Origin of the sequence: Streptomyces sp. NPDC094032 (assembly GCF_040303965.1) — a bacterium.
GTDB lineage: Bacteria > Actinomycetota > Actinomycetes > Streptomycetales > Streptomycetaceae > Streptomyces.
On record NZ_JBEOUE010000009.1, the window covers coordinates 46,975 to 72,127 of the forward strand.

Consider the following 25,153-nt stretch of genomic DNA (forward strand, 5'->3'; position numbering starts at 1 on the left):
CTCGTCAGGGCACTTCAGCGTGCCCTCGTACGCGGATGCACGCGTACGCGACTCGTGGGGGTTGGGTCCATGGGCAACGGTGCCCGAAGGCGACATCGGATCGGCGGAGTCACCGGCGGAGTGTGGACGTCGGGCGTCATCGCGCTCGCGGCTGTCCTGGCCGTCCCCGCCGGGCTCATGCCGGTGGCTGAGGCAGTCGGCGGAACAAGCGGCATCGGGAAACCCGGTGTGCCGAAGCAGCGCGTGAGCCAGGTTGAAGCGATGAGAACACCGGGTGCGGAGAAGACCCGGAAGGGGGTCGTCGACACAGCGGCGCGCAATGCCTCCGACGTGGCCCGAGGCGCCGCGGAACGGCGGTTGGCGCATTGGCCGGTGGGTGGGACTGCGACTGTCCCGGCCGACGGGGTCGCGAGAGAAGCCGGTGGCCTGGCGGTCACCCTCGCGCCGACGGGCACGATGCGGAGCGGCGCTGCCAGGCCGAACGCCGGCGTTCCGTACGTCCCTGCCGCCACCGGCACAGTGCAGGTCCTCGGACGTGAGGCGACAAGGGAAGCCGGTGTTCGCGGCGTGCTGTTCACCGCGCGCAGCAATCGCCCCGGCGCGGCGAAGCTCACCCTCGACTACGCGTCCTTCGCCTCCTCCTATGGTGGAGGCTGGTCAGGCCGGCTCCGTCTCGTCCGGTTACCCGCCTGCCTGCTCACCACCCCGAAGGCCGCGGCCTGCCGGAAGATCACCGAGCTGGAGTCGGTCAACGACGTTCAAAGCCACGAGATCTCAGCCGATGTGAACCTCACGTCGGGCTCCACTCTCTTCGCCGTGACCGCCGGATCCGGCGGTCAGTCCGCTTCCGGCACCGGCGATTTCGCCGCCACCCCGCTCGCCTCCTCCTCCAGCTGGGAGGCCGGCAAGTCGTCAGGAGCGTTCTCCTGGTCGTATCCGATGGAGGCGCCCAAGCCGGCTGCCGGGCCCGCGCCATCACTGACGCTGTCCTACGACTCCGGAGGGGTCGACGGGCGCAGCGCCTCGACCAACAACCAGGGCACCGAGGTCGGTGAGGGCTTCGATCTGTCCACAGTCTCCTTTGTGGAGCGCACATACGGTTCTTGTTCCAAGGACGGCCAGGACAAGGTCTATGACCTGTGTTGGAAGTACGACAACGCCTCCCTTGTCCTGAACGGCAAGGCGACGGAGCTGGTGAAGGACGACACCGATGGAAGGTGGCGACTCAAGGACGACGATGCCTCTACCGTCATTCACAGCACCGGGAACGTGATCAACGGCGACGACGACGGCGAGTACTGGACGGTCATCACAGGCGACGGCACCAAGTACGTCTTCGGGCTCGACAAACTCTCCGGCGCGACCACCGAGCGCACCAACTCGGTCTGGACCGTGCCGGTGTTCGGTGACGACTCCGGGGAGCCGGGCTACTCCGGGGGCTCATCCTTCGCGGACCGTTCGCTCACACAGGCGTGGCGATGGAATCTCGACTATGTCGAGGACACTCATGGCAACGCCATGACCTACTGGTACAAGGAAGAGGTCAATTACTACCGCAAGAACAAGGCGTCCACCGCCAATGCTGCCTATACCCGCGGTGGTTACCTTGAGAAGATCCTCTACGGGCAGACCAAGGACACGCTCTTCTCCGCCACCGCTCCCGGCAAAGTCGACTTCACCTACGCGGAGCGCTGTACGGTCTCCGACTGCACTTCACTGACCGACGCGACCGCCGAGAACTGGCCGGACGTTCCCTTCGACCGGATCTGCGCGGCGGGCGCAAGCAACACCGACTGCCTTTCCGAGAACCCGAGCTTCTTCACGCGCAAGCGGCTCACCCAGATCGATACGTCCGTCCTGAGCGGGTCCGCGTACGCGGCCGTCGACTCATGGGCGTTCACGCAGAGCTACTACGACGGCGGGGACATCGGCGACTCGTCCGATCAGACCCTCACCCTCGACAGTATTCGGCGGACGGGGCGCACCGGCGCGGCGATGGGACTCGATCCGATCACCTTCACCTACCACAAGCGCCCGAACCGGGTCGCCGGCGGCACCCAACCCGGCGGCGGCAACATCCTTCCGCTGACCAAGCCCCGCGTGAACAGCGTGACGACCGAGACCGGGGCCATCACCACCGTCACCTACAACGAGCCGGAGTGTGTACGCGGCGCGTCGATGCCGGCCGCGGAGGACGACAACGCGACTTCGTGCTATCCGCTGTACTGGAACATCAACGGCTCCGACGTCGCGAGCCTCGACTGGTTCCACAAGTACCGGGTCACCCATGTCAGCCTCGCGGATCCGGCCGGCCACGGAGAACTCGTCGAGCACGAGTACACGTACGGAAGCCCGGCCTGGCACTACAACGAGAGCCCCTTCATTCCCGAGGACGAGCGCACCTGGTCGATCTGGCGTGGCTATCAGAAGGTCACCGTACGAACCGGAGCGGCCACTGGTACGCAGTCCAAGACCGTCACCACTTTCCTCCAGGGCATGCACGGCGACCGACTGAAGGCCGGCGGAACCCGCAGCGTCACCGTACCTGGAGTCGACCCACCCGGGCTGAACGTCCCGGACACGACGGACTACGCGCAGTACGCGGGCTTCACCCGCCAGCAGATCGTCTATGACGGCGCCACTCCTGTGAGCGTTACCGTCAACACCCCTTGGTCCGCGAAGACGGCTACTCAGCACAAGTCGTACGCCGACACCGAGGCGTACTACGTGCGGACCGGAAGCACATCGCAGCACACCTATCTCACTGCTCCGAAGACCTGGCGGACGACTACCACGGGAACCGAGTACGACGCCTATGGAATGGCGGCCAAGGTCGACAACTTCGGCGACACCGACGTTACCGGTGACGAGACCTGCACACGGATCTGGTATGCGCGCAATGACAGCAAGGGCATCAACAGCCTGGTGTCCCGGACCCGTACGGTCGGTGCGACCTGCGCCATCGCCGAGACGAACCTGACCCTGCCGACGACCACCGGTACGCGAGGCAGCGTCCTCGCCGACACAGCGACCGTGTACGACGACCCGGCGGCCACCGGCTGGTCCCCCGACCAGCTTCCGACGAAGGGTGAGGCCACCTGGACGGGCCGTCCCACCGGGTATCCGGCGACGGCCACCGGCGGGGAACGGTATCCGGCGCCCACCACCGGCTGGCAGACGCAGACCACGTCGACCTACGACTCCCTGGGCCGGATTCGGACCTTGAAGGACCCCGAGAACGCCTTGCCCACCGTCACCGACTACACCCCGGCGGGTGCGGGCACGCCGACGAAGACCATCGTGACCAACCCCAAGAGTCACAAGGTCACCACCTATCTCGACGGTCTCCGTGGGTTGCCCGTCCGCACCTTCGACATCAACGCCAAGAAGACCGAGCAGACCTATGACGCGATGGGCCGGCTCACCGGACTGTGGCTGCCCAACCGCAGCAAGGACGCCGGCCAGAGTGCCAGCATGACGTTCGGGTACACCGTGAAACGGGGAGTCGCCCCCTCCGTGCGGACCTCACGGATCGAGTCGTCGAGCACGGTCTCGACGTCGTACGAGATCTTCGACTCGTTGCTCCGCCCGCTCCAGAAGCAGAAGCCGACCTCGAACGGCGGTCGACTCCTCACCGACACCCGGTACGACTCGCGAGGCTTGGCGACCGAGATGTACGCCGACATCTTCGACTCGACGGCATTGCCGAACGGCACATACACGCGCGCCGAGTACGGCGAGGCTCCCAAACAGACGGACACGGTCTTCGACGGTGCGGGCCGCGCGACGAATACCGCCTTCAAGGTCTTCGGCCAGCCCAACTGGGCGACGACCACGACGTACACCGGAGACTCGACCGCCACCAGCGGGATCACCGGGGGGCAGGCAACCCGCGTGATCGTCGACGTACTCGGCCGCACGGTCGAGCGGCGCGAGTACGCCGGCGTGGCGCCGACCGACACGCAGTACGGAGGTGCGCTGGGAGTTGCGTACTCGTCCACTCGGTTCACATACACGAGGGACGGGAAGGAGAGCACGATCACGGGCCCGGACGGCGCTCAATGGACGTACACCTACGACCTTCATGGCCGCCAGGTCATGGCGACCGACCCCGACAAGGGCACCTCCAAGACGTGGTACACGCTCTCGGACCGGGTGGATTCGACCGAGGATGCCGAGCACCGGAAGCTGCTGTACGCCTACGACGAGATCGGGCGGAAGACCGACCTGTGGTCGGGTTCCCGAGATGACGCCACCAAGCTGGCGCATTGGACCTACGACACCGTGATGAAAGGCAAGGAGGCAAGCTCCGTCCGGTACGACGGAGGTACGACGGGCAAGACCTACACCAAGAAGATCACGGCATACGACGAGTTCTACCGGGCGAAGACGACCGAGTTGCAGTTGGATCCGAACGATCCGATGGTCAAGGCTGGCGCCGCGGTGAGTAGTTACGTCTTCGGCAATGCGTACAACCTCGACGGAACACTCAAGCAGATGGAGGAGCCGGCCGCGGGCGGTCTGCCTGCTGAGACGCTGTCGTACAACTACACCACGACTGGACAGGTCACTTCCGTCAGTGGCACGACCGGCTACCTGCTCGCCGCCAGCTACAGCAGTACCGGTCTGCCGCAGCAGCTGACGCTGGGCGTCTCGTCGGCGGCCGAGAGCAAGAAGGCGTACGTCAACAACGAATACGAGAGCGGCACCGACCGGCTCAGTCGCTCCTATGTGACGATGCCGCAGACGACGCCGTACAAGCCGCAGGACCTCTACTACACATACGACCAGGCCGGGAACGTGACGCGGATCGCGGACATTCCGAATCCCGACCCGATGCTGAAGAGCGATATCCAGTGTTTCCGGTATGACGGCCAGCGCCGCCTCTCCGAAGCATGGACGCCGTCGACGGACGACTGCGCGAGCACGCTGCTGGGCGGGCCCGCCCCGTACCGGACGTCGTACACCTACAATGCCGCGGGCCAGCGAGAGACAGAGACGCAGACCCCTGCCGCGGGCAGTCCGGTCACCACGCGGTCCTGCTACACACAGCCCGCGCAGCGTCACACCTTGCGGGCCACGACGACCGCTGCGAGCTGCGTGGACGTAACGGAGACATACGGCTACGACGCCTCCGGCAACACCGAGAAGCGGACCGGCCCGAACGGCACGGCGCAGACACTGACGTGGAACGCGGAAGGAAAACTGTCCTCGTTGACAGAGGGGACGAAGCGGACCGAGTACCTCTACGACGCGGAGGGCGCGCTGCTGATGCGGCGCGCGGTAGGCGACGGAGAGTCCGTCCTGTATCTCGGGGCGACCGAGGTTCACCTCAAGGTCGCGGGCGCGACGACGAAGACATGGGCGACACGTACCTACACCGCGGGCGTGGTGAGTATCGCGGTCCGAACAACGGAGTCCGGTTCGGGGAGCCTGTCCTTCCTGGCCGGCGACCACCACGGCACAAGCAGCCTCGCGCTGGATGCCGTGACGCAGGCGGTCACGAAGAGGTACACGACCCCGTTCGGCTCGCCCCGCTCGGGCACGGTGGGTACCTGGCCGGATGACCAGGGCTTCCTTGGAAAGCCGGCTGATGCGGGAACAGGACTCACACACATCGGGGCGCGTGAGTACGATCCGCAGATCGCCCAGTTCCTGAGCGTGGACCCGAGACTGGAGTCGTCGAAGCCGCAGTCGATGAACGGCTATGGCTACGCGGAGAACAACCCGGTCACGGTGTCCGACCCGTCGGGTCTGGCCTCGTCCACGTGCGAAGTGGGCAGGACCTGCAGCCCGGAGGTCATCGCGAGCGAAGAGACGGTGTCCCCTCCGCTGGGTGGGGAGCTTGAGAGCGGCGGTGGCGGCACGGGTGGTGGCCGTGGTGGCAAGGGCGGCAAGGGCGGGGGAACCGCCAGTTCCGTCAACACCTGCGATTCGAAGTGCCGGGCAGCGATCCTGTACGAACAGCAGCGCATCCTGGCCCTGCGGGCGGCGAGGGCCGACCAGATCCGGATGATGACGAACGGCCTCGGCTGGAAGAAGCCGAACTTGCTGCCCCTGGTCGACATGACCGGCTGCGACGACGCGTGCAAGGCCGAAGTCCTGCGCCTGAGCATCGCCGACAACAAGACGACCGGCGGCGGGAACCGGTATCTCTTCGAGTGCGGCGGAGAGGGCTGCTATCTGCTCGACAAGATCGCCTACGAGCTCTTCGTCCCCAACAAGGGGATGGGAAAGTTCCAGAAGGAGACGCAGAGCTTCCTTCTGGGAGCCGGGTATCAGATGGTCGCGAATGTGGCCGCGGGCCCGGGCGCGTGCGCACCCAATGGGGACATGGTCGTCTGCCAGACGGACATCCCGATCTACGGACGAGGTGGGACGACGATCGGCCACACGTATGTGACCGGCAAGGAAGACTGGATGAGCGACAAGGACAAGATGGACCACGAGCGAGTGCACCACCAGCAGTGGGACAGGGAGGGCATCGCCATGATCTGGCGCTACTTCGGCGAGGGCCTGAATCCATGTACCAATCAGTACGAGATCGATGCCGATCTGGGGAAGGGGGACTATCCGTGCGGCACTCCCTGAAGCGACCGCTCAGGCCAGGCGTGGTCCTCGCCGCTCTGGTGGCGATCTCGTTCGCTCTGACGGGCTGCGCGCTCACCGGACCGGCTCCTCGGCAGGTCGACTTCGGCTTCCGTCTGGACTCCGCCGGTGATGTGGTGGTGGCCTACCCGCTGTGCGCTGCGCACGAGGTGGTCGGCGCGAGCGTCTACGTGCGCGCTACGGGCAAGGGCGAGGACGGCGATGGCTTCACGACCTTGTGGAGCGGCAGCGAGCCGACGGGGGAGGAGGCGAAGCGCGGCGTCTTCACCGTGGGAACGAACACCAGCTTCGGTCAGGAGCCCCGCCCCGTGAGGTCGCCGTTGCCGGACGGCTACTACGTCTCGGTGACGGAGCGCGTCGCCGGCAAGGAGAAGGACGGCCAGGATCACTGGGTCACTCCGTCGAGTTTGAAGAACAGGTCCCTGGCCCCGAACGAGTACTTGACCGACAAGGGCAAGATCCTGACGCGGGATGAGATCAACGCTCAGGCGCATTGCCCGAAGTGACCTCCGTGATGAAGGTGCGGGTTCGCGGGCGCAAGCGGTTGAGTGGCGAGTCTGGCGCTTTGTCGACATGGGAACTGGTGCTGCGGGAGCTGTAGTTCCGCGTTTACGTCACAGTTGCATCGCCGCATGAGGGGTAACTGGTGATCTTTCGGGCATTGCGCGCGCAACGACCTTGACTGGCCATCGGAAACTCGGAAGGGTGGCAAACGGCATGCGTGTAACTGGGGCGCGTGTGAACGGGGGCAGGTCCGGTGAGGTTCGGCCGTGCCCCGGGTCCGTGCCCCGAGCGCAGCTCTACAGACGAGATGAGCTACTGGGGGTAGCAGCCAGATGACGAAGAAGACGCGGGTTCGTGTCGCGCGGATAGCGGCCAGCGCCGTGATCGCCGCCGGAGCCTCGCTGACCGCGGCCGGTGCCGCGCAGGCCGTGGGTGTGAGCATCGGCTTCAGCACCCAGGGCAGCGGCGACGACTGCGAGATCGACCCGACCCTCTGCGAGACCGGTGGTCAGACCGGTGGCCAGACCGGTGGTTCCGAGACTGGCGGTTCGCAGACCGGTGGTTCTGAGACCGGTGGGTCCCAGACTGGCGGTTCTGAGACCGGTGGTTCGCAGACCGGTGGTTCCGAGACCGGTGGTTCGCAGACTGGCGGTTCTGAGACCGGTGGGTCCCAGACCGGTGGTTCCGAGACCGGTGGTTCGCAGACTGGTGGTTCTGAGACCGGTGGGTCCCAGACCGGCGGTTCCGAGACCGGCGGGTCCCAGACTGGTGGTTCGCAGACCGGTGGTTCTGAGACCGGTGGGTCCCAGACCGGCGGTTCGCAGACCGGTGGTTCCGAGACCGGTGGTTCTGAGACCGGTGGGTCCCAGACTGGTGGTTCGCAGACCACGGGCGGCAGTGGCACGTCCGGCAGCTCCGGCAGCTCCGGCACGTCCGGGAGCTCCGGCACGTCCGGCTCCACGGGTGGCTCCTCCACCACCGGCGGCTCCTCCGCCACCGGTGGTAGCGGCACCTCCGGCTCCACGGGTGGTTCCTCCACCTCGGGTGGCTCCTCCACCAGCGGTGGGTCCTCCACCGACGGCGGCACCGGCACCTGCACCGTCGATCTCGATGGTGCCGAGTGCGTGGACAACGGGAGCAACGACAACGGCACCAACAACGCCGGCTCGCAGCCTGTCGAGCAGGGTGCGGCCAAGGAGGAGCTGGCGGAGACCGGTGCTGCCGAGACCTCGTTCCTGGTCATCGGGGCCGCGACCATGATCGCCGGTGGCATCGGGTTCCGTATGCTGCCGCGTCTCGTGGGTGGCGGGCGCACCGTCGCCTGAGGTAGGTGAGTGAAAGGGGAGGGTCGGGGTGTGTGGACAACGCCCCGGCCCTCTCTCGCGTTCTACGCGCCCCGCAGTGCCGCCAGCAGGGCCAGGGTCGCCGCCAGGGCGAGGATCAGGGTCAGGAGCATCGCCGGGGTCAGGCCGCCGGGCTGGGGCAGGCGCTCGCGGTTCGCGCGGCAGACGGGGCAGCGGCCCTCCGCGACGGGGGCCGCGCAGTTGGCGCACACCAGTCGGTCATAGGTCATGCGCTCTCCTCCTCCCGCGCGGGGATCCTCGCGATCCTCACGGGCCTGGTGGTCCTTACGATCCTTCGACCCCTTGCCTTATGGAGAACGGTCCGGGCCCTCCGGGCGTTCCCCTACCACTGTGCCAGCTCCGGCGGTTTTCGGCGCGCCCCGGGGGAACGCGTACCGAAGGGCGAAAAGGATAAAGCACACAAGTCCGGACCGCGACTGCGCGGGCCATCCCCGTTCGCGTATGGTCACGCACACCTACTCCCGGCCGACCGTGGTGCATCCGTGATTCGATTCGACAACGTCTCCAAGTCCTATCCGAAGCAGAACCGCCCCGCGCTCCGGGATGTATCCCTGGAGATCGAGAAGGGGGAGTTCGTCTTCCTCGTCGGTTCCTCCGGCTCCGGAAAGTCGACCTTTCTTCGGCTGATCCTGCGCGAGGAGCGCACCAGCCAAGGTCAGGTGCACGTCCTGGGCAAGGACCTCGCCCGGCTGTCCAACTGGAAGGTGCCGCACATGCGCCGCCAGCTGGGGACGGTCTTCCAGGATTTCCGGCTGCTGCCGAACAAGACCGTCGCCGAGAACGTGGCCTTCGCCCAGGAGGTCATCGGCAAGCCGCGCGGCGAGATCCGCAAGGCCGTCCCCCAGGTGCTCGACCTGGTCGGCCTCGGCGGCAAGGAGGACCGTATGCCGGGCGAGCTGTCCGGCGGTGAGCAGCAGCGCGTCGCCATCGCGCGGGCCTTCGTCAACCGGCCGATGCTGCTGATCGCCGACGAGCCCACCGGCAACCTCGACCCGCAGACCTCCGTCGGCATCATGAAGCTGCTCGACCGGATCAACAGGACAGGGACCACCGTCGTCATGGCGACCCACGACCAGAACATCGTCGACCAGATGCGCAAGCGCGTCATCGAGCTCGAAAAGGGCCGTCTCGTCCGCGACCAGGCGCGCGGCGTCTACGGATATCAGCACTGAGCCGGTAGGGGATACAGACAGATGCGCGCTCAGTTCGTGTTGTCCGAGATCATGGTCGGTCTTCGGCGCAACCTCACGATGACCTTCGCCGTCGTCGTGTCCGTGGCCCTCTCGCTCGCCCTCTTCGGCGGTGCGCTGCTCATGCGCGAGCAGGTCAGCACGATGAAGGACTACTGGTACGACAAGGTCAACGTCTCCATCTTCCTCTGCAACAAGAGCGACGGGGCCACCTCGCCCAAGTGCGCCAAGGGCGCGGTCACCGCGCAGCAGAAGGAGCAGATCGAGGCCGATCTGAAGAAGATGGACATCGTGGAGACGGTCCACCGCGAGTCCGCCGACGAGGCCTTCAAGCACTACAAGGAGCAGTACGGCGACACGGCCATCGCCTCGGTCGTCACGCCGGACCAGATGCAGGAGTCCTTCCGGGTCAAGCTGAAGGACCCGGAGAAGTACAAGGTCGTCGCGACCGCCTTCGCCGGGCGGGACGGCGTCGAGTCCGTCCAGGACCAGCGGGGCATCCTCCAGAATCTGTTCGACCTCATGAACGGCATGAACGTCGTCGCGCTGTACGTGATGGCGCTGATGCTGGTCATCGCCTTGATCCTGATCGTCAACACGGTGCGCGTCTCCGCCTTCAGCCGGCGGCGTGAGACCGGCATCATGCGGCTGGTCGGCGCGACCAACTTCTACATCCAGATGCCGTTCATCATGGAGGCCGCCTTCGCCGGTCTCCTGGGCGGCGCCGTCGCCTCGGTGATGCTGCTGGTCGGGCGCTACTTCCTGATCGACCACGGTCTCGCGCTCGCCGACAAGATGCAGCTCGTCGAGTTCATCGGATGGGACGCGGTGCTGTCCAAGCTGCCGCTCGTCATCGCCGTGGGGCTGCTGATGCCCGCCCTTGCCGCGTTCATCGCGTTGCGCAAGTACCTGAAGGTGTGACAGTCCACTCGGGGTGAGCTCATGGCGTCGTCCGGTCAACAGCCGTACGGCGCCATTCGCTTGTCCTAGAGTGGGCGGCATGCGTGCCGGTGCCGGCCCCGAGTTCTGTCGACGGCCCCGCGGAGTCCTCCGTGGGGCCGTTCTGACGTTGGTCTTCGCCGGAGTGCTCGGCACGGCCGCCGCCACCGGGTCGCTGCCGAGGCGCGAGCAGACGCGCGAGCCCGCGCCCGCGGCGACCGGGGCGACGGTCGACCGGGCGCCCGTCGACCGGGCGGCACTCGCCCGCGCCGCCGCCGAGGCCGTCGCCGACGGGAAGTCCGGCAAGAAGGCCGCCGAGGAGTTCGTCAGCCGCAGCGGCGACCGCTGGGGCGCGGTGTACGACAAGCACGAGTACGCCGAGTTCGAGCAGGCCCTCGGCGGCGCCTACACCGGCGTCGGGCTCTCCGCCCGCAAGGCCGCGCGGGACCGGGTCGAGATCAGCCGGGTGCAGGGCGGCGGGCCCGCCGCGCTGGCCGGTCTGCGGCCCGGCGACCGGCTCACCGCCGTCGACGGGCGCCCGGTCGCCGGTCTGTCCGTCTCCGAGGTCGTCTCGCTGCTGCGCGGCGAGGGCGTCTCCGGCTCCGCCGTCGCCCTCGGCGTCGAGCGCGGCCGGGCCTCCTGGACGCAGACCCTGCGCCGCGCCCGGCTCACCACCGACCCCGTCACCGTCCGCCGGCTCGACGACGGCACCGTACTGATCAGGGTGGCCGCCTTCACCAAGGGCACGGGGGAGCGGGTCCGGGCCGCCGTGCGCTCCGCGCCGCCCGGCGCCGGGGTCCTGCTCGATCTGCGCGGCAACGCGGGCGGGCTGCTCGCCGAGGCCGCCGTCGCCGCCTCCGCCTTCCTCGACGGCGGGCTGGTCGCCACGTACGACGTGGACGGCGAGCAGCGCGCGGTGTACGCGGAGGGCGGCGGCGACACCGTACGGCCGCTGGTGGCGCTCATCGACGGCGGCACGATGAGCGCGGCCGAGCTGCTGACCGGGGCGCTCCAGGACCGCGGGCGGGCCGTCACGGTCGGCTCCCGCACCTTCGGCAAGGGGTCGGTGCAGATGCCGAGCGCGCTGCCGGACGGCTCCGTCGCCGAGCTCACCGTCGGCCACTACCGCACGCCCGCCGGGCACGCGGTGGACGGCCGGGGCATCACCCCGGACCTCGCGGCCGGCGACCGGGCCGAGGAGCGGGCCCGTACGGTATTGAGTGGCCTCGGAGGGGCCTCGTAGTGCGAAAATGAGCGCACTATGGCTAAGGGACTCGTGAACGTGCAGGGCAAGCCTGCGAAGAAGAACCAGGACAAGGGGCCGGAGCGCAAGCTCATCGCGCAGAACAAGAAGGCGCGGCACGACTACCACATCCTCGACACGTACGAGTGCGGTGTGGTGCTCATGGGCACCGAGGTGAAGTCGCTCCGGATGGGCAGGGCGTCGCTCGTCGACGGCTTCGTCCAGATCGAGGGCCACGAGGCCTGGCTGTACAACATCCATGTGCCCGAGTACATGCAGGGCAGCTGGACCAACCACTCGGCGAAGCGGAAGCGCAAGCTGCTGATGCACCGGGAGGAGATCGACAAGCTGGAGCAGAAGGCGTCCGAGACGGGTCACACGATCGTGCCCCTCGCGCTGTACTTCCTGGGCAGCCGGGTGAAGTGCGAGATCGCGCTCGCCAAGGGCAAGAAGGAGTACGACAAGCGGCAGACCCTGCGAGAGAAGCAGGACACCCGCGAGACCAACCGGGCCGTCGCGGCGGCGAAGCGGCGTCAGCGGGGCGAGGGGTCCTAGCCGCCAGGGGTTAATACGCTGGCAACCGCGGCCCCCGGTCACGTACGATGGGGCCTGCACCCCGGAGAAGGTGCGACTTTTGAAAAATCAACATGGGGATGATCGGTTTCGACAGCGGATGTCGAGGCAGGGGAAGCGTGTCGAGGAAGCGGCAATGATCTCGTAAACCATATGTCGCAACCAATAATCGCCAACTCCAAGAGCGATAACTCCCGCTTCGCCCTCGCTGCCTAATTTTAGGTAACGAGTAGAAGCCTCTGTGAGGAGCGTCAGCCCGGGGGTGGTCCCGACCCGGATCCTGGCGTCATTTAGGGATCTAAACCTCTAGCCCCGGTCGCGGGGGCCTGAGGGAAATCAAACAGTGACTGAGCCCGTTCCGGACTTGTCTGGGTGATCCGGAGGGCTGAGAAACTCGTACCAGACTGCGCACGGAGAAGCCCTGGTTCCGCACCGTTGGACGCGGGTTCGATTCCCGCCATCTCCACTTCATCCCATGTGGGCACAGGCCCGGTGGTCGTCACACGACCGCCGGGCCTTTGTCATGCCCTCATGCCCTCATGCCCTCATGCCCGCCTCATGCCCGCCCTCTTGTCGGCTTGGTCTGTACCTGTCACTCTGCGGTCGCCGCCCCCCCACGCCACGGCATCCCCGGAGGTACGTATGCGCCACGCCGCGCGGCACCGATCCCTCGCCGTCCTGCTCCTGCTGCTCGCCCTGCTCGTCCCCACGGGCGGCCCGTCCGCCACCGCCGCCGCGCCCGTCCAGGTCTACGGCGCCTGGCACTGCGGCGACGACTACTGCACCTGGTCCACCCCGCGTACGGTCGCCGAGTTCGACGCCAAGAACCACTGGCTGGTCGACCGCGGCGACGGGCGGCCCTCGGTCAACCTCGTCGTCCTCAGCTTCGTCGACCCGCTCAAGCTGCTGCACCGCACCACCGACGCGACGACCGTGAACGGGGTGCCGGCCGGCATGAGCCGGGAGATCGTCCAGTACTTCACCTCGCACGGGATCCGCGTGATGCTCTCCATCGGCGGCATCACGTACACCGACGCCTGGGACGCGGCCCTCGCCGAGGACGCCGGGCAGCTCGGCCGGAACGCCGCCGCGGTCGCCGCCGACCTCGGCGTCGGCATCGAGATCGACTACGAGCAGAACACCGGTCCGAACCTGGCCGGGCTCCAGAACTTCATCGACGCCTACCGCTCCCTCCACCCGTACGACGCCTCCGGCGCGGACCCGGCCGCCCGCCTCACCCTCGACACGGCCGCGGGCGACCGGTGGCTGATCGACCTCAACCGCAAGGCCACCGCCGACTGGCTGCGCACCGACCGGCCGGTGCTCGACTACGCCAACGCGATGGTGACGGCCCGCCCCGCCTCGGCGAGCACCCACACCGCCAACTGGCAGGAGCACCTCGACGGCAAGTCCCAGTTCTCCCCGCCGGTCGCGCCCCTCGCGCCCGCCAAGTTCACGGCCGGGCTCTACCTCGCGTACGGGCGCAGCCCCCTGCCCGAGTGCACCGACTTCGCGAACTCGCTCCAGAAGGCGACGGGGGACTGGGTCAGGAACGCCGCGCCGAACGGGGCCGGGACGACCGCCGGGCTGCTCGGCTACATGTTCTGGGCCACCGAGAAGCCCTCGACGCGCGGTCTGGGCACCCAGGAGCCCGACGGCTGCGAGGGCGGCGCCGGGGCGGGCGCCACGGCCTTCGGCGTGCCGGTGCCGATGGGGCCGCTGCGGCAGAGCTGACGCGGGCTCGACGCGCCACGCGCCTGGCTGCCGGAGGGGGACGTGCCGGGGGCGCTCACAGCGCCCCCGCGCTCCGGGTGAGAGCAAGGTTCCGTCCCCGTCACCTCCCGCCACCGCCCTGAAACGCGGCCTTCCTACCGTCGCCGGAAAGGGACACGACACCGTGGAGGTACGACATGGGCGGCCGGTGGATCGAACGGTGGGAGCCGGAGGACGAGACCTTCTGGCGCGAGGGCGGCGAGCGGACCGCCCGCAGGAACCTGTGGTTCTCCGTGCTCGCCGAGCACATCGGCTTCTCGGTGTGGAGCCTGTGGTCCGTGATGGTCCTCTTCATGGGCCCGGGCTACGGCGTCGACCCGGCCGGCAAGTTCTTCCTGATCGCGACCGCCACCCTGGTCGGCGCGTTCGTCCGCATCCCGTACACCTTCGCCGTCGCCCGCTTCGGCGGCCGCAACTGGACCGTGGTCAGCGCCCTGTTGCTGCTGCTGCCGACGGGGCTCGCCTACGCGGTGATGGAGCCGGGCACCTCGTACGGCACCTTCCTGCTGGTCGCCGCGCTCACCGGCGTCGGCGGCGGCAACTTCGCCTCCTCCATGACCAACATCAACGCCTTCTTCCCGCTGCGGAAGAAGGGCTGGGCGCTCGGCCTCAACGCGGGCGGCGGCAACATCGGCGTCCCCGTCGTCCAGCTCGTCGGACTCCTCGTCATCGGCACCGCCGGCGCCCTGCACCCGCGGCTCGTCCTGGGCGTCTACCTGCCGCTGATCGTCCTCGCCGCCCTGTGCGCCGCCCTCTTCATGGACAACCTCGCCCCCGTCCGCGACGACACCGGCGCCGTGCGGGAGGCCGTGCGGGACCGGCACACCTGGATCATGGCCTTCCTGTACGTGGGGACCTTCGGCTCCTTCATCGGCTACGGCTTCGCCTTCGGCCTGGTCCTCCAGACCCAGTTCGGGCGTACCCCGCTCCAGGCCGCCTCGCTCACCTTCATCGGCCCGCTGCTCGGCTCGCTGGTCCGGCCCCTCGGCGGCGCGCTCGCCGACCGGCACGGCGGCGCCCGCATCACCCTCGCCACCTTCGCCGCGATGGCCGCCGCCACCGGGGTCGTGATCTACGCGTCCCTCATCGGGTCGCTGACCGTGTTCCTCGTCGGCTTCATCGGGCTCTTCGCGCTCAGCGGGCTCGGCAACGGCTCCACGTACAAGATGGTCCCGGCGATCTTCCTCGCCCAGGCGCACCGCGAAGGCCTCCCGGGGGAGGCCGCCGAGGCGTACGGGCGGCGCGTCTCGGGGGCGTCCATGGGGCTCATCGGGGCGGTCGGCGCGCTCGGCGGGCTCGGCATCAACCTGGCCTTCCGGCAGTCCTTCCTGACCGTCGGCTCCGGCACCGGGGCCTTCGTCGCCTTCCTCGTCTTCTACGCCGCGTGCATGGCGGTGACCTGGGCGGTATACCTTCGCCGCCCGGCCGGCACGGCCCCCGTGCCCGACACCGCCCAGAGCGTCGCACCGCGGCCGGAGGCCCGCGTCGGATACGCCGAGGTGTGAGTCACAGTGCGCCCGCACGGCCGTAACGACCAGGAAATACCGGCGAACCGAGACCGACACGCGACCCCGGCAGTCTCGGGCGCCATGGACGAGCAAGAGCGCGGCACGCAGGAGCGGGGGCCCCTCGCCGGGTTCACCGTCGGGGTCACGGCGGCGCGGCGCGCGGACGAGCTGATCGCGCTGCTGCGCCGTCGCGGCGCGGCCGTCGTCCACGGTCCCGCGCTGCGGATCGTGCCGCTCGCCGACGACACCGAACTCCTCGCCGCGACCGAGGAGCTCATCGCCCACCCGCCGGACGTCGTCGTCGCCACCACGGCCATCGGCTTCCGCGGCTGGGTCGAGGCGGCCGACGGCTGGGGCTGCGGCGAGCGGCTCCTCGAACGGCTCGGCGGGGTCGAACTCCTGGCCCGCGGCCCCAAGGTGAAGGGCGCGGTCCGGGCGGCCGGGCTCACCGAGTCCTGGTCGCCGTCCTCCGAGTCGATGGCCGAGGTCCTCGACCGGCTGCTCGCCGAGGGCGTCGCCGGGCGCCGGATCGCGCTCCAGCTGCACGGGGAGCCGCTGCCCGGCTTCGTGGAGGCCCTTGAGCAGGGCGGCGCGGAGGTCGTCGTGGTGCCCGTCTACCGGTGGATGCCGCCCGAGGACACCGGGCCGCTCGACCGGCTCCTGGACGCCGTCGTCGCCCGCGCCCTGGACGCCGTGACCTTCACCAGCGCCCCCGCCGCCGCCTCGCTGCTGCGCCGGGCGGAGGAGCGGGGGGTCCTCGACGAGCTGGTCGCGGCGCTGCGGCACGAGGTGCTGGCGGTCTGCGTGGGGCCGGTGACGGCGCTGCCGCTCCAGGCGCTCGCCATCGACACGTACCAGCCCGAACGCTTCCGGCTCGGCCCGCTGGTGGGGCTGCTCTGCCGCGAGCTGCCCGCCCGGGCCCGGGTGCTGCCGGTGGCCGGGCGGCGGATCGAGATCCGGGGGCACGCGGTCCTCGTCGACGGCGCCCTGCGGCCGGTCCCGCCGGCCGGGATGGCGCTGCTGGCCCTGCTCGCCCGTCGGCCCGGCTGGGTCGTCGGCCGGCCGGAGCTGCTGCGGGCGCTGCCGGGCGCGGGACGTGACGAGCACGCCGTGGAGACGGCGATGGCCCGGCTGCGGACGGCCCTCGGCGCGCCGAAGCTGATCCACACGGTGGTCAAGCGGGGGTACCGGCTGGCGCTCGACCCGGTGGCGGACACGAAGTACGAGGGGTAGCAGGGGGAGGGGCCGCCCCTACGCGCGGCCGCGTTACGGCGCCGCCCTGAGCATCGGGGTGCGCTCGTGGTCCTTCCGGCGGCCGGGGCGGAAGAGCATGATGATCAGCCGGGCGCCCGGGGCGGTGAGCGGCTGGGCGGCGCAGATCGTGACGTGGCCGGGGCCGTGCAGGGCGTGGTGGAGCGGGCGCTCGTCGCCGTCGGGGTGGATGTGCGCCCCGCCCGCCTCCCACAGCGGGCCGAGCTCGGGGTCGGCGCGGACCTCCGCCTCGATCCGGCGCAGCGTCCCGTCCTCCCGGCGGGCGGCGAGCGCGGCCCGCAGCTGGGGCAGGATCAGCGGCGCCCACACGGTCCGCCAGTCGACCAGGGTGGTGTCGCGGGCCGACCGGTCCAGGAGCATCCAGCGCATGGTGTTGGCGGGGGCCCGGCCGTCCGGGTACATCTCGGCGAAGCGGCGGTTGTGGGCCAGCAGATTCCAGGACGCGTCGGTGATGTACGCCATGTGGGCGATGCCGTCCACGGCCTCCTGCCACACGCCGGGCACCTCAAGGCCCGAGGACGGGTGCAGCGGGCCCGGCGGGTCGCCGATGCCCGCGTACCGGCAGAGCGAGACCCACTCCTGCTCGTTGAGGCCGAAGAGCCGGGCGACCTGCCGCAGGTAGTCGGCGGGCGGATGGAGGTAGCGGCCGGTCTCCAGGCGGTTGTACGTGTCGACCGCGCGGCAGGTCAGCTCGTCGACCTGCTGCTGGGAGAGGCCCCGGGCGCGCCGGCCGCGGCCGGTGGGCCGGGACAGGCCGTGGGCCTCGGGCGCGATCAGCTCGCGGCGCTCGCGGAGGAGGGCCCGCAGCCCTGTCCTGTTCACGCGCGCCCCCTTCGTCCCATGGCTTTCGGGCCCCTGCGTCAATTCCTAGGAAAAATGGTCCGTAGATAATAAACAGTTGAACGTTGATGCTGTGGGGGCGTCCGTCTGACCTGCGAGGACGCCCTCGGACCACCGGACGGCGCTTCCCCCGCGCCGCTCCGGTTCCGGCCGGCCCGGGCGGCTCCCCCGTACGCCCGGGCCGGCCCCCTTCGTCTCCGGGACGTCAGGCCTGACACACGGCCTCAGGTGGCGTACGCTCGACGGCTGCCCAGTGCACGTCAGAAGGGGGCCCCGGTGGCCGCGCAGGAAGCCGTCGACACGGTCGGAGACCGTGAGATCGGTGTCGAACAGGAACATCTGGATCAGGTCTACCGCCGCCTCGAGGAGAAGATCCACGAGGCCGAGTTCCTGATGAACGACGCCGCCCAGCGGGGCCAGGTCGGCACGCCCGGCGCCCTCGCCGAGCGGGACGCCCAGGTGTTCCGGGCCGGCATCCATCTCAACCGGCTCAACAACGAGTTCGAGGACTTCCTCTTCGGCCGGATCGACCTCCTCTTCGGCAAGGACGGGAAGAAGGGCCCCGACGGCGCCTACACCTCCGTCGAGCCCGCCGAGGACGCCGTACGGACCGAGGGCGGCCGGCAGGTCGCCGACATCGGCGAGACCCTCCACATCGGCCGGATCGGCGTCCTCGACGCCGACTACTCGCCGCTCGTCATCGACTGGCGGGCGCCCGCCGCGGCCCCGTTCTACCGGTCGACCCCGGTGGACCCGGGCCGGGTGGTACGCCGCCGGGTGATCCGCTCCAAGGGGCGCAGGGTGCTCGGCGTCGAGGACGACCTCATGCGCCCCGAGCTGACCGCCACCCTCGACGGCCGGGCGCTCCCGGTCATCGGCGACGGCGCGCTCATGGCCGCGCTCGGGCAGGCCCGCAGCCACACCATGCGGGACATCGTCGCCTCCATCCAGGCCGAGCAGGACCTGGTCATCCGCGCCCCCGCCGCCTCCGTCACGTACGTCGAGGGCGGCCCCGGCACCGGCAAGACCGCCGTGGCCCTGCACCGCGCCGCCTACCTGCTCTACCAGGACCGGCGCCGCTACTCCGGCGGCATCCTGATCGTCTCGCCGACCCCGCTGCTCGTCTCGTACACCGAGGGCGTGCTGCCCTCGCTGGGCGAGGAGGGGCAGGTCGCGATCCGCGCGCTCGGCGGCCTGGTCGACGGCGTCGAGGCCGAGGCCTACGACGAGCCCGCCGTCGCCCGGGTCAAGGGCTCCTCCCGGATGCTCGCCGTGCTGCGCAAGGCCGCGCGCGGGGCCCTGGAGACGCCGCCGCCCCGGGCGCAGCTCGCCCTGGGCGACGAGGAGGAGGCCGGGAACGCGCCCGCCGCCACCGGCACGCCCACCCTGCTGCGGGTCGTCGCCTTCGGGCGGCGTCTGGAGCTCGGCGCCGAGGACCTCAAGCGCATCCGCCACAACGTCCTCGGCGGCACCGCCCCCGTCAACCTGCTGCGCCCCCGTGCCCGCCGGCTGCTGCTCGACGCGCTGTACTCCAGGTCCGGCGCCGCCGGACGGCACAGCGACCCCGAGCTCGCCGCCGAGCTGCGCTCCTCCTTCGACGAGGACGTGTCGACGGAGGACTCCTTCCTCGCCTTCCTCGACGCCTGGTGGCCCGAGCTCACCCCGCGCGGGGTCCTCGACGCCATGGGCGACGAGAAGCGGCTCGGCCGCTGGGCCCGCCGGGTGCTCAACCCGGGCGAGGTCCGCCGGCTCGCCCGCTCGCTGCGCCGCCCCGGCCTCTCGGTGCACGACGTCGCCCTCCTCGACGAGCTGGCCACGCTCCTCGGGACGCCGGTCCGGCCGCGCCGGAAGCGGGAGTACGACCCGCTGGACCAGCTCACCGGTCTGGAGGAGCTGATGCCCGTACGGGAGGAGACCCAGTGGGAGCGGGCCGAGCGGCTCGCGGCCGAGCGGACCGAGTACGCGCACGTCATCGTCGACGAGGCGCAGGACCTCACGCCCATGCAGTGGCGGATGGTCGGCCGCCGCGGCCGGCACGCCACCTGGACCGTCGTCGGCGACCCCGCCCAGTCCTCCTGGTCCGACCCGGACGAGGCGGCCGCGGCGCGCGACGAGGCGCTCGGCAGCCGGCCGCGGCGCCGCTTCGAGCTCACCGTGAACTACCGCAACCCGGCGGAGATCGCCGACCTCGCGGCCAAGGTGCTCGCGCTCGCGATGCCCGGCAAGGAGTCCCCGCGCGCGGTGCGCTCCACGGGCGTCGAGCCCCGCTTCGTACCGGTCACGGAGAAGGGCGGAATGGCCGAAACCGTACGGTCGGAGGCCGAGCGACTCCTCGCACAGGTGGACGGAACGGTCGGCGTGGTCGTCGCGATGAACCGCCGCGCGGAGGCCGCCCGCTGGCTCGCCGGGCTCGGCGACCGGGTGGTGGCGCTCGGCTCCCTGGAGGCGAAGGGTCTGGAGTACGACGCCACGGTGGTGGTCTCGCCCGCGGAGATCGCGGACGAGTCCCCGGCCGGCCTGCGGGTGCTCTATGTGGCGCTCACCCGCTCCACGCAGGCGCTCACGGTGGTCTCGGGCGACCGTGACCTGCCGGACGCGGACGGGGTGCCGGACCTGTTGCGGGACTGATCGAGCGATCGGATCCGGTCAACTCGCGCCGCAGGAATCACTTGCCAGAGTGGTTTGTTAGCCTTGTCGTGACACCGGCTCGATCCAAGCCCCCGGGCCCAACCTTCGTCCCTCAGAGGGACCACTTGCCGCGAGGCGAGCATGGCGGGTCGGTGTCGCTTACTTGTGGAGGCCCTCGTCACCTTCGGGTGACGGGGGCCTCTTCCGTTTCCCCGGCCATCTCTCGTATGGTGGAAACTACTTTCCGAAAACGAAACGACCGTATTACCTGCTACCCGCAGGTAGGTGCGACGATCGGAGGGCGCCGCACGGGCAACCAGCCGGGGCGGCGTAGCAACGAAGCCAGGGAAAGCAGAGGAACACGGACATGGCAACGGCGCCCAGCGTCTCGTACTCGATGACGGTCCGGCTCGAGGTGCCCGCGAGCGGCACCGCGGTCTCCCAGCTCACCACGGCCGTCGAGACCCACGGCGGCTCCGTCACGGGCCTCGACGTGACCGCTTCCGGCCACGAGAAGCTGCGGATCGACGTCACCATCGCCGCGACCTCCACCGCGCACGCCGACGAGATCGTCGCCCAGCTGCGCGGCATCGAGGGCGTCGTGCTCGGCAAGGTCTCCGACCGTACGTTCCTGATGCACCTCGGCGGCAAGATCGAGATGGCGTCCAAGCACCCCATCCGCAACCGTGACGACCTCTCGATGATCTACACCCCGGGCGTCGCCCGCGTGTGCATGGCCATCGCCGAGAACCCCGAGGACGCCCGCCGCCTCACCATCAAGCGCAACTCCGTCGCAGTCGTGACGGACGGTTCCGCCGTCCTCGGACTGGGCAACATCGGCCCCAAGGCCGCCCTGCCGGTCATGGAGGGCAAGGCGGCGCTCTTCAAGCGCTTCGCCGGCATCGACGCGTGGCCGATCTGCCTGGACACCCAGGACCCCGACGCCATCGTCGAGGTCGTCAAGGCCATCGCCCCCGGCTTCGCGGGCATCAACCTGGAGGACATCTCGGCGCCCCGCTGCTTCGAGATCGAGGCCCGGCTGCGCGAGGCCCTGGACATCCCGGTCTTCCACGACGACCAGCACGGCACCGCGATCGTCGTGCTCGCCTCGCTGACCAACGCGCTGCGCGTGGTCGGCAAGGGCATCGGCGACGTACGGGTCGTCATGTCCGGTGCGGGCGCGGCCGGTACGGCCATCCTGAAGCTGCTCCTCGCGGCCGGCGTGAAGCACGCGGTCGTCGCCGACATCCACGGCGTCGTGCACGCGGACCGCGAGGACCTGGTGGCCGCCGAGCCCGACTCGCCGCTGCGCTGGATCGCCGACAACACCAACCCGGAGGGCGTCACCGGCACCCTCAAGGAGGCCGTGGTCGGCGCGGACGTCTTCATCGGCGTCTCGGCCCCCAACGTGCTGGGCGCGGAGGACGTGGCCGCCATGGCGGAGGGCGCGATCGTGTTCGCGCTCGCGAACCCGGACCCCGAGGTGGACCCGGCCATCGCCCGTCAGACGGCCGCCGTCGTCGCCACCGGCCGCTCGGACTTCCCCAACCAGATCAACAACGTGCTGGTCTTCCCGGGCGTCTTCCGCGGTCTCCTGGACGCCCAGTCCCGGACGGTCAACACCGAGATGATGCTGGCCGCCGCCAGCGCCCTCGCGGACGTCGTCAGCGAGGACGAGCTGAACCCGAACTACATCATCCCGTCGGTCTTCAACGACAAGGTCGCCGGCGCCGTGGCCGGCGCGGTGCGCAACGCGGCGAAGGCGGCGGGCGCGGGCGCCTGAGCGCCGGGGAGGCGGCGGCTGCGTGTCGCGGTCGCCGCACCCCAAACCCGCCTTTAGGGTGGTAGTCCGGCTCCGCACGGTTCGCGCGGAGTCGACGCTACGTCACCACCAGGGAAGTCCGGCGTTCTTCGTGTGACCCATGAGGGTGCCGGAAGGGTGCCGGATTGGCGTTCCCGCCGCTGGTGGGGGCAGGATGCGTGTTTGGGCGCGAGGGTCTGTCAGCAGACCCGGGTCCGGGGACTGTCCGAGGGCCCTGGCAGCATCGGCTTCGATCTCACGCCTCACAGGCAAGAAAGACACGGGAGTAACAACATGAACCGCAGTGAGCTGGTGGCCGCCCTGGCCGACCGTGCCGAGGTGACCCGCAAGGACGCCGACGCCGTTCTGGCCGCGCTCGCCGAGACCGTCGGCGAGATCGTCGCCAAGGGTGACGAGAAGGTCACCATCCCCGGCTTCCTGACCTTCGAGCGCACCCACCGTGCCGCTCGCACCGCTCGTAACCCGCAGACCGGCGACCCGATCAACATCCCGGCCGGCTACAGCGTGAAGGTCTCCGCGGGCTCGAAGCTCAAGGAAGCCGCCAAGGGCAAGTAAGGCGAGCCGCCTCCGGGCAGCTTGGTCCCGGGCCGCTGAGGCGGCCTGGGACAGCGAAAAGGGCGGCCACCCTGTCAGGGGGTGGCCGCCCTCTCGTTTGCCCTTCAGAAGGCGTTGCAGGCGCTTACACGAGCGCGCTGCCCGGGAGCTCGACCTTGGCGCCGAGCTCGACCAGCTTCTCCATGAAGTTCTCGTAGCCGCGGTTGATCAGGTCGATGCCGTGCACCCGCGAGGTGCCCTGGGCGGCGAGCGCCGCGATCAGGTACGAGAAGCCGCCGCGCAGGTCGGGGATGACCAGGTCGGCGCCCTGCAGCTTGGTGGGGCCGCTGACGACCGCCGAGTGCAGGAAGTTGCGCTGCCCGAAGCGGCAGTCCGAGCCGCCCAGGCACTCGCGGTACAGCTGGATGTGAGCACCCATCTGGTTCAGCGCCGAGGTGAAGCCGAGCCGCGACTCGTACACCGTCTCGTGGACGATGGACAGGCCCGAGGCCTGGGTCAGGGCGACGACCAGCGGCTGCTGCCAGTCGGTCTGGAAGCCGGGGTGGACGTCCGTCTCCAGGGCGATGGCGTTGAGCGAGCCGCCGGGGTGCCAGAAGCGGATGCCCTCGTCGTCGATCTCGAAGGCGCCGCCGACCTTGCGGTACGTGTTGAGGAAGGTCATCATCGAGCGCTGCTGCGCGCCGCGCACGTAGATGTTGCCCTCGGTGGCCAGCGCGGCGGACGCCCAGGAGGCGGCCTCCAGGCGGTCCGAGAGCGCCTTGTGGTTGTAGCCGCCCAGCTTGTCGACACCGGTGATCCGGATGGTCCGGTCGGTGTCCATCGCGATGATCGCGCCCATCTTCTGCAGCACGCAGATGAGGTCCTCGATCTCCGGCTCGACCGCCGCGTTCGACAGCTCGGTGACGCCCTCGGCCAGCACGGCCGTCAGCAGCACCTGCTCGGTCGCGCCGACCGACGGGTACGGCAGCTCGATCTTGGTGCCGCGCAGCCGCTGCGGGGCCTCCAGGTACTGGCCGTCGGCCCGCTTCTCGATGGTCGCGCCGAACTTGCGCAGCACCTCGAAGTGGAAGTCGATCGGCCGGCCGCCGATGTCGCAGCCGCCCAGGCCCGGGATGAAGGCGTGGCCGAGGCGGTGCAGCAGCGGGCCGCAGAAGAGGATCGGGATCCGCGAGGAGCCGGCGTGCGCGTCGATGTCGGCCACGTTGGCGGACTCGACGTGCGTCGGGTCCATGATCAGCTCGCCCGGCTCCTCGCCGGGGCGGACCGTCACACCGTGCAGCTGGAGCAGTCCGCGGACGACGCGGACGTCACGGATGTCGGGCACGTTGCGCAGTCGGCTCGGCTCGCTGCCGAGCAGGGCGGCGACCATCGCCTTGGGCACGAGGTTCTTCGCGCCGCGGACGCGGATCTCGCCCTCCAGCGGGGTGCCGCCATGGACGAGCAGTACATCATGGCTGTCTGTGCCGGTCATGAATCTCGCGTTCCGGATCGTCGGTCGGGTGGCCAGAGAAAAGGGTAAGGGGCGAGGGGACCCCACTTGTGTGGTTGAGGGGGCCCCGCGAACGTAATGAATTCGGCACAACACCCTCCGTCCCCGTGATCTTGCGGAGCGTTACCGTCCGCTTGGTCCGGCGGCGGCCCGGACGGGCCTCCCGCGGGCCCGGCTGACCTGCGACGCGGCTCGCCTGCCCCGGATCGCCCCGGACAACCCCCGGGAACGCCGAAGATGCGGGATCATGTGTCGCATGACCGAGGTGTCCTCGCTCACAGGACGGCTGCTCGTGGCCACCCCCGCGCTGGCGGACCCGAACTTCGACCGCGCGGTGGTCCTGCTGCTCGACCACGACGACGAGGGCTCCCTCGGCGTGGTCCTCAACCGGCCGACCCCCGTGACGGTCGGCGACATCCTCGCGCCCTGGGCCGACCTGGCGGGCGAGCCGGGCGTCGTCTTCCAGGGCGGCCCGGTCTCCCTCGACGCGGCCCTCGGCATCGCGGTGATCCCCGGCGACGAGGGCCCGCTCGGCTGGCGGCGGGTGTTCGGGGCGATCGGCCTGGTCGACCTGGAGGCCCCGCCCGAGCTGCTCGGCCCCGCCATCGGCGCCCTGCGGATCTTCGCCGGGTACGCGGGCTGGGGCCCCGGCCAGCTGGAGTCCGAGCTCGGTGACGGTGCCTGGTACGTGGTGGAGTCCGAGCCGGGCGACGTCTCCTCGCCGCGCCCCGAGACCCTCTGGCGGCAGGTGCTGCGCCGGCAGCGCGGCGAGCTCGCCATGGTGGCGACGTATCCGGACGACCCGTCGCTGAACTGAGGGGCGATCCGGCACCGGGCTTTCAGT

At 69.8% G+C, this 25,153-nt stretch carries 17 protein-coding genes and 1 other RNA gene; 15 read left to right on the forward strand and 3 right to left on the reverse strand.

Going from position 1 to position 25,153, the window contains the following annotated elements; translation table 11 throughout:
- Positions 1–69: 69 nt before the first annotated feature.
- From ABTZ54_RS15240 to ABTZ54_RS15250, 3 genes are all read left to right on the forward strand, one after another.
- On the forward strand, positions 70–6,591 hold the full coding sequence (locus tag ABTZ54_RS15240) for an RHS repeat domain-containing protein (protein ID WP_351662543.1): 6,522 nt from the start codon (positions 70–72) through the stop codon (positions 6,589–6,591).
- A complete protein-coding gene (locus tag ABTZ54_RS15245) occupies positions 6,576–7,115 on the forward strand; it encodes a hypothetical protein (RefSeq protein ID WP_351662546.1) in 540 nt (179 codons plus the stop codon). Before ABTZ54_RS15240 ends, ABTZ54_RS15245 begins: the two co-directional genes overlap by 16 nt.
- A 330-nt stretch (positions 7,116–7,445) precedes the next feature.
- Positions 7,446–8,438 (forward strand): hypothetical protein, encoded by a 993-nt coding sequence (locus ABTZ54_RS15250; RefSeq protein ID WP_351662549.1) that lies wholly within the window; start codon positions 7,446–7,448, stop codon positions 8,436–8,438.
- A gap of 62 nt (positions 8,439–8,500) precedes the next feature.
- On the opposite strand, the gene ABTZ54_RS15255 is transcribed toward ABTZ54_RS15250, so the two are convergent.
- Positions 8,501–8,686 carry a hypothetical protein gene (locus tag ABTZ54_RS15255; protein WP_351662552.1) on the reverse strand — a complete coding sequence of 62 codons (186 nt, stop codon included), beginning with the start codon at positions 8,684–8,686 and terminating at the stop codon, positions 8,501–8,503.
- Positions 8,687–8,959: 273 nt separating this feature from the next.
- Here ABTZ54_RS15255 and ftsE point away from each other — a divergent pair, with 273 nt between their 5' ends.
- The 8 genes from ftsE to ABTZ54_RS15295 all read left to right on the forward strand — a co-directional run bounded on the left by ftsE (position 8,960) and on the right by ABTZ54_RS15295 (position 16,936).
- Positions 8,960–9,649: a cell division ATP-binding protein FtsE gene (gene ftsE / locus ABTZ54_RS15260; RefSeq protein ID WP_046910798.1), complete on the forward strand. Its 690-nt coding sequence runs from the start codon at positions 8,960–8,962 to the stop codon at positions 9,647–9,649.
- Between the two features lie 21 nt (positions 9,650–9,670).
- Positions 9,671–10,588 carry a permease-like cell division protein FtsX gene (gene ftsX / locus ABTZ54_RS15265; RefSeq protein ID WP_351662555.1) on the forward strand — a complete coding sequence of 306 codons (918 nt, stop codon included), beginning with the start codon at positions 9,671–9,673 and terminating at the stop codon, positions 10,586–10,588.
- 79 nt (positions 10,589–10,667) lie between these two features.
- Complete coding sequence (locus ABTZ54_RS15270; RefSeq protein ID WP_351662558.1) at positions 10,668–11,849, forward strand: S41 family peptidase; 1,182 nt, start codon at positions 10,668–10,670, stop codon at positions 11,847–11,849.
- A gap of 18 nt (positions 11,850–11,867) precedes the next feature.
- Entirely contained in the window at positions 11,868–12,404 is a 537-nt protein-coding gene (gene smpB, locus ABTZ54_RS15275; protein WP_351662561.1) for an SsrA-binding protein SmpB, read from the forward strand.
- Between the two features lie 94 nt (positions 12,405–12,498).
- Positions 12,499–12,891: a transfer-messenger RNA gene (gene ssrA, locus ABTZ54_RS15280) on the forward strand.
- 173 nt (positions 12,892–13,064) lie between these two features.
- The gene (locus ABTZ54_RS15285; protein ID WP_351662564.1) at positions 13,065–14,156 is read left to right on the forward strand and encodes a glycoside hydrolase family 18 protein; all 1,092 of its coding nucleotides are present in this window, start codon (positions 13,065–13,067) and stop codon (positions 14,154–14,156) included.
- 176 nt (positions 14,157–14,332) lie between these two features.
- On the forward strand, positions 14,333–15,700 hold the full coding sequence (locus tag ABTZ54_RS15290) for a nitrate/nitrite transporter (RefSeq protein ID WP_351662567.1): 1,368 nt from the start codon (positions 14,333–14,335) through the stop codon (positions 15,698–15,700).
- 84 nt (positions 15,701–15,784) lie between these two features.
- A complete protein-coding gene (locus ABTZ54_RS15295) occupies positions 15,785–16,936 on the forward strand; it encodes a uroporphyrinogen-III synthase (RefSeq protein WP_351662570.1) in 1,152 nt (383 codons plus the stop codon).
- Between the two features lie 33 nt (positions 16,937–16,969).
- On the opposite strand, the gene ABTZ54_RS15300 is transcribed toward ABTZ54_RS15295, so the two are convergent.
- Positions 16,970–17,797 (reverse strand): MmyB family transcriptional regulator, encoded by an 828-nt coding sequence (locus tag ABTZ54_RS15300; RefSeq protein ID WP_351662573.1) that lies wholly within the window; start codon positions 17,795–17,797, stop codon positions 16,970–16,972.
- 294 nt (positions 17,798–18,091) lie between these two features.
- On the opposite strand from ABTZ54_RS15300, the gene ABTZ54_RS15305 reads away from it, so the two are divergent.
- The 3 genes from ABTZ54_RS15305 to ABTZ54_RS15315 all read left to right on the forward strand — a co-directional run bounded on the left by ABTZ54_RS15305 (position 18,092) and on the right by ABTZ54_RS15315 (position 22,820).
- Complete coding sequence (locus tag ABTZ54_RS15305; protein ID WP_351662576.1) at positions 18,092–20,443, forward strand: HelD family protein; 2,352 nt, start codon at positions 18,092–18,094, stop codon at positions 20,441–20,443.
- Between the two features lie 367 nt (positions 20,444–20,810).
- On the forward strand, positions 20,811–22,226 hold the full coding sequence (locus ABTZ54_RS15310; protein WP_351662579.1) for an NAD-dependent malic enzyme: 1,416 nt from the start codon (positions 20,811–20,813) through the stop codon (positions 22,224–22,226).
- Between the two features lie 312 nt (positions 22,227–22,538).
- On the forward strand, positions 22,539–22,820 hold the full coding sequence (locus ABTZ54_RS15315; protein WP_003968811.1) for an HU family DNA-binding protein: 282 nt from the start codon (positions 22,539–22,541) through the stop codon (positions 22,818–22,820).
- 124 nt (positions 22,821–22,944) lie between these two features.
- On the opposite strand, the gene murA is transcribed toward ABTZ54_RS15315, so the two are convergent.
- Positions 22,945–24,291, reverse strand: a complete 1,347-nt coding sequence (murA, locus tag ABTZ54_RS15320) for a UDP-N-acetylglucosamine 1-carboxyvinyltransferase (protein WP_329420981.1) — start codon at positions 24,289–24,291, stop codon at positions 22,945–22,947.
- Between the two features lie 274 nt (positions 24,292–24,565).
- Between murA and ABTZ54_RS15325 the strand changes: the two genes are divergently transcribed.
- Positions 24,566–25,126, forward strand: a complete 561-nt coding sequence (locus ABTZ54_RS15325; protein ID WP_351662583.1) for a YqgE/AlgH family protein — start codon at positions 24,566–24,568, stop codon at positions 25,124–25,126.
- The last annotated feature ends 27 nt before the right edge of the window (positions 25,127–25,153 follow it).

What these genes read in the sequence shown, in the direction of transcription:
- ABTZ54_RS15325 (WP_351662583.1), top strand. Translation starts at nt 24,566, where the DNA reads ATGACCGAGGTGTCCTCGCTCACAGGACGGCTGCTCGTGGCCACCCCC.
- ftsX (WP_351662555.1), top strand. Translation starts at nt 9,671, where the DNA reads ATGCGCGCTCAGTTCGTGTTGTCCGAGATCATGGTCGGTCTTCGGCGC.
- murA (WP_329420981.1), bottom strand. Translation starts at nt 24,291, where the DNA reads ATGACCGGCACAGACAGCCATGATGTACTGCTCGTCCATGGCGGCACC.
- ABTZ54_RS15310 (WP_351662579.1), top strand. Translation starts at nt 20,811, where the DNA reads ATGGCAACGGCGCCCAGCGTCTCGTACTCGATGACGGTCCGGCTCGAG.
- ABTZ54_RS15295 (WP_351662570.1), top strand. Translation starts at nt 15,785, where the DNA reads ATGGACGAGCAAGAGCGCGGCACGCAGGAGCGGGGGCCCCTCGCCGGG.
- ABTZ54_RS15315 (WP_003968811.1), top strand. Translation starts at nt 22,539, where the DNA reads ATGAACCGCAGTGAGCTGGTGGCCGCCCTGGCCGACCGTGCCGAGGTG.
- ABTZ54_RS15285 (WP_351662564.1), top strand. Translation starts at nt 13,065, where the DNA reads ATGCGCCACGCCGCGCGGCACCGATCCCTCGCCGTCCTGCTCCTGCTG.
- smpB (WP_351662561.1), top strand. Translation starts at nt 11,868, where the DNA reads ATGGCTAAGGGACTCGTGAACGTGCAGGGCAAGCCTGCGAAGAAGAAC.
- ABTZ54_RS15240 (WP_351662543.1), top strand. Translation starts at nt 70, where the DNA reads ATGGGCAACGGTGCCCGAAGGCGACATCGGATCGGCGGAGTCACCGGC.
- ABTZ54_RS15250 (WP_351662549.1), top strand. Translation starts at nt 7,446, where the DNA reads ATGACGAAGAAGACGCGGGTTCGTGTCGCGCGGATAGCGGCCAGCGCC.
- ABTZ54_RS15255 (WP_351662552.1), bottom strand. Translation starts at nt 8,686, where the DNA reads ATGACCTATGACCGACTGGTGTGCGCCAACTGCGCGGCCCCCGTCGCG.
- ABTZ54_RS15290 (WP_351662567.1), top strand. Translation starts at nt 14,333, where the DNA reads ATGGGCGGCCGGTGGATCGAACGGTGGGAGCCGGAGGACGAGACCTTC.
- ABTZ54_RS15270 (WP_351662558.1), top strand. Translation starts at nt 10,668, where the DNA reads ATGCGTGCCGGTGCCGGCCCCGAGTTCTGTCGACGGCCCCGCGGAGTC.